This window comes from Mesorhizobium sp. M7A.F.Ca.CA.004.12.1.1, assembly GCF_003997835.1.
Lineage (GTDB): Bacteria > Pseudomonadota > Alphaproteobacteria > Rhizobiales > Rhizobiaceae > Mesorhizobium.
Genome location: NZ_RZRK01000411.1, coordinates 1 through 5,556, shown reverse-complemented (window position 1 = coordinate 5,556; position 5,556 = coordinate 1). Strand labels below are relative to the sequence as shown.

At 62.9% G+C, this 5,556-nt stretch carries 5 protein-coding genes and 1 tRNA gene; 3 read left to right on the top strand and 3 right to left on the bottom strand.

Features of this window, described 5'->3' with window-relative positions; translation table 11 throughout:
- A partial coding sequence (locus tag EN984_RS20885; protein ID WP_164765557.1) for a serine hydrolase occupies positions 1-491 on the bottom strand: 491 nt, incomplete at its 3' end.
- A gap of 216 nt (positions 492-707) precedes the next feature.
- Here EN984_RS20885 and EN984_RS20880 point away from each other — a divergent pair.
- The 3 genes from EN984_RS20880 (at position 708) to EN984_RS38890 (ending at position 4,257) form a co-directional block, all read left to right on the top strand.
- The gene (locus tag EN984_RS20880) at positions 708-1,871 is read left to right on the top strand and encodes a M20 aminoacylase family protein (RefSeq protein WP_127266677.1); all 1,164 of its coding nucleotides are present in this window, start codon (positions 708-710) and stop codon (positions 1,869-1,871) included.
- An 83-nt stretch (positions 1,872-1,954) separates the two neighbouring features.
- A tRNA-Arg gene (locus EN984_RS20875) sits at positions 1,955-2,031 on the top strand.
- A 525-nt stretch (positions 2,032-2,556) separates the two neighbouring features.
- Positions 2,557-4,257, top strand: a complete 1,701-nt coding sequence (locus EN984_RS38890) for a hypothetical protein (RefSeq protein WP_236383416.1) — start codon at positions 2,557-2,559, stop codon at positions 4,255-4,257.
- Positions 4,258-4,524: 267 nt separating this feature from the next.
- On the opposite strand, the gene EN984_RS37790 is transcribed toward EN984_RS38890, so the two are convergent.
- Together EN984_RS37790 and EN984_RS20860 are read right to left on the bottom strand one after the other, a co-directional pair.
- Positions 4,525-4,719 (bottom strand): hypothetical protein, encoded by a 195-nt coding sequence (locus tag EN984_RS37790; protein ID WP_164750860.1) that lies wholly within the window; start codon positions 4,717-4,719, stop codon positions 4,525-4,527.
- Positions 4,720-5,144: 425 nt separating this feature from the next.
- On the bottom strand, positions 5,145-5,498 hold the full coding sequence (locus tag EN984_RS20860; protein WP_127266678.1) for a cupin domain-containing protein: 354 nt from the start codon (positions 5,496-5,498) through the stop codon (positions 5,145-5,147).
- Positions 5,499-5,556: the final 58 nt, after the last annotated feature.

Sequence of the window (5,556 nt, the reverse complement as noted above, 5' to 3'; positions counted from 1 at the left end):
GTCGTGTACTGATCCGGCGAATAGAGCCCGTTCGGATTGACGAAATGCGTGCCGTTCATGCCGAGCCGGGTCGCTTCGGCGTTCATCCGGTCGGCAAAGGCCGCCTGCGAACCGCCGACATTTTCGCCCACCGCCATGGCGATGTCGTTGGCCGATTTGACCAGCATCATCTTCAGCGCGTTGTCGAGTCGCATCACCGAGCCCGGCTTGAAGCCCATCTTGCTTGGCGGCTCGGCGGCGGAGTGTTTGGTCACCTTGATCGGCGAATCAAGCTGAACCTCGCCGGCGGCGATCGCCCGAAAGGTGACATAAGCGGTCATCAGCTTGCTCAGCGATGCCGGATACCAGCGCTTGAACGCGTCCTGATGCTGCAGGATCTTGCCGCTGCCGAGATCGAATACGACCACCGGATTGGCCAGCGCCGGCCCGGCCACGACCGACAGCGCGATTGTGCCAACCGAGAATAGTTTGAGGAAATGCCTGTACCGCATGATCAAATCCGAAATCGCCTCTTGCCGTAGTCGCCCCTGGCTCCGTAAGATTTCGTTACGCGATCGCCAGCATGATTGGTCCGACCCTCAAAAACCGGACCGCATCGTTGCGGTGCTATTTACCCTATGTGACGCCAAGATGGCAAAGTGCCTGGCGATCACAATTGCAAGGCAGCGGACGACACCCGCCTGTCCCAACAGCGAGATGGAACCATCATGCCAATCCTGAACCGTGCCGCCGAAATGCAGGACGAAGTTGCCGGCTGGCGCCAGCATCTGCACCAGACGCCAGAACTGAACTTCGACGTCTTCAAGACCGCCGCCTTCGTCACCGAGAAGCTGAAGGCTTTCGGCTGCGACGATGTGGTCACCGGCCTCGGCAAGACCGGCGTCGTCGGCGTCATCCGCGGCCGCCAGGGCGAAGGCCCCACCATCGGCCTGCGCGCCGATATGGACGCGCTGCCGCTCAACGAGATCACAGGCAAATCCTACGCCTCGACCATCCCCGGCAAGATGCACGCCTGCGGCCATGACGGCCACACGGCGATGCTGCTGGGCGCGGCCAAATACCTCGCCGAGACGCGCAACTTCACCGGTTCCGTGGCGGTGATCTTCCAGCCGGCCGAAGAGGGCGGCGGCGGCGGCAACGAGATGGTCAAGGACGGCATGATGGAGCGTTTCGACATCTCAAGGGTGTTCGGCATGCACAACATGCCGGGCCTGCCCGTCGGGCAGTTCGCCATCCGCCCGGGCCCGATCATGGCGGCGACCGCCGAGTTCACCATCACCGTGCGCGGCAAGGGCGGCCACGCGGCGATGCCGCACGGCACGATCGACCCGATCGTCATCACCAGCCAACTGGTCGGCGCCTTGCAGACGATCGCCTCGCGCAGCACCGATCCGGTCGAGGCCGTGGTGGTGTCGGTGACCAAGTTCCACGCCGGTGACGCCTACAACATCATCCCCGAAACCGCTGAAATCGCCGGCACCGTGCGCACCTTGCGCAAGGAGATCGCCAAGAAGTCCGAAGAGCGCATCCGCAGCATATGCGACGGGCTGGCGACCGCGTTCGGGGCAAAGATCGAGGTCGACTACCAGGCAAATTATCCCGTGACCTTCAACCACGCGGAAGAGACGGTGTTTGCCGGTGATGTCGCGATGAGTGTCGCCGGCGACGCCCATGTCCACCGCGGCATCCAGCCGGTGATGGGCGGCGAGGATTTCTCCTACATGCTCGAAGCCCGCCCCGGCGCCTTCATCTTCATCGGCAATGGCGACACCGCCGGTCTCCACAACCCGGCCTACGACTTCAACGACGAGGTCATCCCGCACGGCATGAGCTACTGGGTGAAACTGGCGGAAACCGCGCTGGCCGCCTGACGACGGCAGCGCAAAGCCGGCCGAATTGCCATCGGCCGGCCTCTTGGCGAAACGATCCGAAGCGGCTATGTGTCTGGCCGCGTGGTCCCGTAGCTCAGTAGGATAGAGCGGCAGATTCCTAATCTGTAGGTCACAGGTTCGATTCCTGTCGGGATCACCACGCATTTTCACCAGCTTAGCAACTGACGTCGTACTTTTCGCGAAACAGTACGACGAATTCTAATTTCGCCGGGAATGCATCGCCGAACAATCCAGCTTCGCTCCGAAGAGCGGGCACTACAATGGCCCTTTTGTCTGGCCGAAGGCTGCCGGCAGGATCATTGCGAGGTGATGGTTGACCGTGGTGCGCTGTGACCTAGCTTAAGTTCATGATGGACAGTCAAGAGCCGGGAAGTGGCTTGTCCGCACCGGCGAACTCTCGCGAGGTTGATATGCAGAGGCGCAAATCGGCGTCTCAGGGCCCCGCATGTGTCCTTGGTCGGGCATTGCCCGCCAAGGAATATCAACTGCGGCGATCTATCAGCGCGCGACCGGCGCCCCGCCATCCGCAACAATTCGCAAGTACCAGAAGGATCCCGACGAAAGCGACGTTTCGAGGGCGGTAAGCCTTGGCCAAAACCAAGGCGGATGACCAGACATCGCTTTACGAACTTGACGATACACCCCAGAACGCACGGGCACGGCAATGCCAAATTATCTTGCCGAAATGTATGCAAACGACGTAAATTTGGCCATTCTGATCGCAGTGGTGACGCTTGCATCGGTGGGCGTCTATCTTGTGCTCCGGCGTATCCTTGCCGCGGTGCGACGACGCCGCCTTGCAGCGTTTGACGAAGGCAGATCCGGTATCGCCGACGAGGCTTCTTGGGAATGGGAAAGCCCGGCCGGACTTGTCGCCGGACCTGCTTCTTCCAAGGCTGCCAACCCCTTGCATGCGGTCGGCCTGGATGTTCGGGCTCAAAATACCAACTACTCTCGGTTCGGAGTGCGAATCGAGCATTTCGCCGCGACATCCGAACCCAGCGGGAGCTCGTTAGTGACCGGTGCTCCTGCACCGAACAGTGTGCAGTCTGGCCGGCTTGCAGCATCCATCAGCGCGATCGCGGAACGTGGGAAGCGGATTTGCGGGTCGGCATGGGACCAATTGCGCCATAGAGCTTCACCGCCAAAAATTGCTCCGTTGGCCTATGCTGCGGATCGCGGTTTGAATTTCACAGCGCAGATGGGAGATCCCGACCCGGCCATGGCGCCTGCCTCAAACCCTGTCGTTCGCAGGCCGATCGTTCTTGTATCGCGCTTGGGTCTCGCCGCCATTTGTCTGGCCGCGCCGATTGGCTATGCGATGACGAGACAAATCTGGGTCGAAAGCGCTTCCGCCATCTCGCAAACCCAAGACCAGGCCCATCGAGCCCTTTCGCGCCCGTTAGGACCTCAGGCGAGTGCCGAATTGCTTGGCCCGGATCTCACGGCTAACCAGGCGCAAGCCGGCACGGATCGTGCTCAGGCTGCCGCTGCGAGACAATTGGCCGACCAGGAGCACCGGGCGGCGGAAGGCGAGCGTACCAGGAGCGCCGCTCTGCAGGGAGCGCTCCTCGAGGCGAGCAAGCAGATCCACACGCTGAGGGCAAGCATGGCAGCTGCCGATGACGCGCGCGAGGAGCGGTTGCGCAATGAACTCGCGGCGGCCCGCACTCTTGACGCGTTGCGGCGCATTGCGGGAGATGCCCGCACGATGCTGAGCGAGGCCACCAGCTATGTCCTTGAGGAGATGCCCGCTGCTCATCTCGAGCAGGAGCAGGCCCAAAGGCAGGCGCGCGATTTATCGCAAGCGCGCGTCCAAATTGAACAGCTTCAGACCGAGGCCGCCGAGGATCGCGCCACGGCCAAGGCTTCACTGGCGCAGGCGAGCGGCATGCTCGACGACGAACGCCGGAAGGCGGAGCTGCTTCGTGGCGATCTCGCCGAAGCGAAACTGGCCAATGCCGCACTCATGAAGCGTACGGCCGCGGCTGAGCAGGAACGGACCGACGCGGTCACAGCGAGACAACAGGTGGAGCGGACCGCAGCTGACACGGAGCGAACGCTCGCACGAGAACGCGCTGCAGCAGCAGCGGCCGTTGAGGAGTTGAAAGAAGCTCGCGTCGAGCGCCAGGCGGCTGAACTGGAGCGAGCCAAAGCAGTCTCAGCGAAAGAGCGTGCCGAGCAGGCCGCAACCGAGACGGCACAGGCTCTGGCACGGGAACGTACTACAGCTGTCATGAATCGTGAGGATCTCGACAGAGCACGCATCGAGCGCGAAGCCGCCGCCCAAGCTCTTTTGGTGCGTGTCGCTAAGCTTCAGGAGGCTCTGGACGAGCAACGCGAGGCCGCACATAGTCGATGCTGACCTCGATAGGGGCCGAGATCGTCGCCCGACTCAACTGATGTACGACGCCCGCGCTGGCGACGCGCACGCTGGTCGCCCCAAACGGAGCGGCGGCCGACTCGATGGCATCATGGCAGGCCCGAACGACTTTATCCGGGACGCCCGGCAACGCCTCGGTTCGGCTGACTGTTGATTGAGTGTTGCTGTCGCTGGGAGGCTGGAGAGCGGCCGGCAGGTCGAGCGACTGTCCGCCCCTTGCGGACGCAACAGCAGTAGCGGTGGCCGGACCTACCGTCCCCGGGGCTGCCGCAGTGCCGCTTGTGCTGGTCTCGCCGTCGTCCGCCGACGAACTGGAGCCGCCGGGGTCATCGCCAGTCCCTTTCTGCGAGCCGCCGTGGTTGCCGCCGGCGTCATGACCTCCGCCGCCACCATGGCCACCAGAACCATGGCCGCCGTTGCCATGCCCTCCGCCTTGCTGACCACCGGTTGCAGCTCCTGCGCAAACTACGGCGATCGAGCAAGCTAAGACGAAATACGCACAGGTGAATCCACGCGATTGACGCACGACGACCTCCATGGATGCGTCGGTCCAACCGTCTTTCCGCGGCGTGCAGTCAGAACGGCCGAACCGCCGCTGCCCCCGAGGCAACCTAGCGATTGCCGCGCCCCCGAAAGAACTAGGGGATCGATCCGGTGTATCAAGGATATTTGGCTGGTAAGCGCCGATGAGAGATCGCTTGGCTGGCGAGTGCCGTATCATTCACGTCGAGGCCGACCGTGGATGACGCCGCAGACGCCTTCATGACCCAATGACCGGAGTCCGGGGAGTGGCCTGGCCGAGGCCCGGGCGAATGCAGAGATCAGCTCCGCCATGGCGAACCATGGCGGGCCAGACGGATCACCCCGCCTCAGCCAACCCTGACGACAAAATGCTTCGTCACCGGCTCGATGATCTTCCAGGTTCCCTTGAAATCGGCTTCCACCACGAAGGCATCGCCGGGACCGACCTCGACCGGTGTGCCGCCGTCCGGCGTGATGATGATGCGGCCGGCGATCATGTGCACGAACTCGTAGTCGGTATAGGTCGCGTGGTAGGTACCGGGCGTCGCGCGCCAGGTGCCCGACAGCACCTTGCCGTCCTCGGTCGTGTGCTGGACGGCGGTTTGCATGGTCGGCTTGCCCTCGACGACGATCCAGCCAGCCAGATCGCCGGCGTCCGCGTGTTCGACGGTGCCGAATTTGAGGATTGTCTCGCGTGTCATGTGCTGGGCTCCGTTTGGTGGATTGCGTGGCGTTGTTTGCCTGGCCGGTCAAATAACC